The 2,163-nt window shown below is 51.8% G+C and carries 1 protein-coding gene; it reads left to right on the forward strand.

The genetic code is table 11. The annotated features are described in order from the left end of the window. The coding region (locus PG728_RS08110) for a Rib/alpha-like domain-containing protein (RefSeq protein WP_270626934.1) at nt 1-2,004 on the forward strand (2,004 nt) is incomplete at its 5' end. Between the last annotated feature and the right edge of the window lie 159 nt (nt 2,005-2,163).

A 2,163-nucleotide genomic window follows, 5' to 3' on the forward strand; every position in this document is an offset into this window, starting at 1 on the left:
AAGTGTCCTGGTACTCCTAAAGGCGCAAAGGTAGACAACGACGGCTGCTCGGTACTGCCTACGGTAGGTAAGATTAACCCCATCGTAGGTGAAAAGGACACCCCGATTACTTCGGTAACTGTTCCGGTAGATAACCCCGGAAAGAGCAAGCTGACTGCTTGTAAGGCCGAGGGACTTCCTGCGGGGCTTACCATTGCTCTTAATAAAGAGGGGACAGCCTGCGTAATCAGTGGTATCCCCACTGAGATCGTTAATCCCGGTCGGGATGTCAATGTCACGGTCAGCTTTGAACCGGCAGATAAGTCTGCCGACCACCCTGGTGGCGATATTCAAGGTAAGACCAGCGTAACTATCAAAGACAACCTGACTGACGCTGATCGTTACAACCCGGCATACCCGGCAGTAACTGGGAAACCAGGTGAAAGCGTTAAAGCCTCGCAAACGGGAGATAAGAACGTTCCCAACACCGCTCGGTACGTCCTCGGAGATAATGCTCCCCAAGGGGCAAGCGTTGATGATAAGACCGGGCAGGTTACGTTGAATATTCCTGATACTGCTAAGAATGGTGAGGAAATTACTGTTCCGGTAAAGGTGAACTATGCGGATAACTCGGCAGATAACGCTACCGTGACCGTTAAAGTTCGTACCGATAAAGACGGTGACGGTAAGCCAGATCCGGTTGATCCGGAGAACCCGCAAGCTGGGGACGATTTGTGTCCTGGTACTCCGGCTGCCGATAAAGATAAGGTAGACGAATTCGGTTGTACCTTAGCTGACCGTTGGAATCCGTCCTATGCTGATGTTAATGGTCAGGTAGGTAAGCCAGCGGTTTCTGCGGCTCCGCTCTTTGATGAAGTAACCACCAAAGATAAGGACGAAAAAACTGCGGCTCCGGCAGGAACCAAGTTTGCCCTGGGTAAGGACGCACCTGCGGGAGTGTCCATTGATGCTAAGACCGGGATTATTACCTGGGATAAACCAGCTCAAGGAAACACCGAGATCCCGGTGAAAGTCACCTATAAGGATGGCACTACCGATAAGGTGACCGCCAAGTTCAAGATTGCCCTACCAGGTGATGATGATGGTGACGGTGTTGCCGACGATAAAGATAAATGCGCCGGAACCCCCCAAGATGCCAAGGTAGACAAGAATGGATGCTCAGTGGCTCCCAGCTTGCCGGACGCACCTAAGATTACCGGTGAAAAAGGCAAAGCGATCGACCCGGTTGATGTGCCGGTAAAGAACCCCGGTAAAACCAAGGTCACCGCCTGTCAGGCCACGGGATTACCTGCCGGTCTAACTATCGAATGGAACGAGGGCAAACAAGCCTGCGTAATCAGTGGTACCCCCACTGAAGAGGTAACCGACGGGAAAGTTACGATTACTGTCGATTACACTCCGCAAGATAAGACCGATCAGCATCCTGGAGGGAAAGCAAGTGGTGAAACCACCGTTACTATTACCGATCCTGCAAAAGACGGTGACGGAGACGGCGTAGCTGACAAACAGGACAAATGCGCTAACACCCCGAAAGGCGCCGCAGTCGATAAGAACGGTTGCGCGCTAGCGCCCAGCGTCCCGGTTATTCCCAATATCGAGGGGCAGAAAGATAAACCGCTAACCCCGGTGGTGGTTCCGGTAGATAATCCTGGTAAAGCCACGATTACTAGCTGCAAAGCCGAGAGACTGCCTAAAGGTTTGAACATTAAGTGGGACGAAAAACGCTCCGCTTGTGTGATTAGTGGTACGCCTACCGAGATAGTAACTGGTCAAAAGGTCACTATTTCGATTGACTACACTGCACCTGATGGAGGCAAGAAGCCCGGCAGCACCCAGGTTGAAACTATGGTGACTATCAAGTCGGCTAATCCTGGTCCAAAAGATGTAGTGCCCGGTTCGGGTCTACCAAAGACCGGTGCTCCCATCCTGGGATTGTCCCTGCTGGCATTGGCATTAACCATCGCCGGTATGGGTACTTTGACCGCCAGGCGTCGGCAAAGCTAAAGCGATACCAAGTAGTTCTTTTCAGAGCTTTCATGGCAGCTAACAGCTGTGGACACTGAAAAGAATTAGCAGTTCGCTAAAACTTTAAGGCGGGCTCGGAGAAAAATCTCCGAGCCCGCCTTTGCGCTTTCCAGAATGATGGTCACCCTCTTACCGTAA

Origin of the sequence: Varibaculum timonense (assembly GCF_027694345.1) — a bacterium.
Lineage (GTDB): Bacteria > Actinomycetota > Actinomycetes > Actinomycetales > Actinomycetaceae > Varibaculum > Varibaculum timonense_A.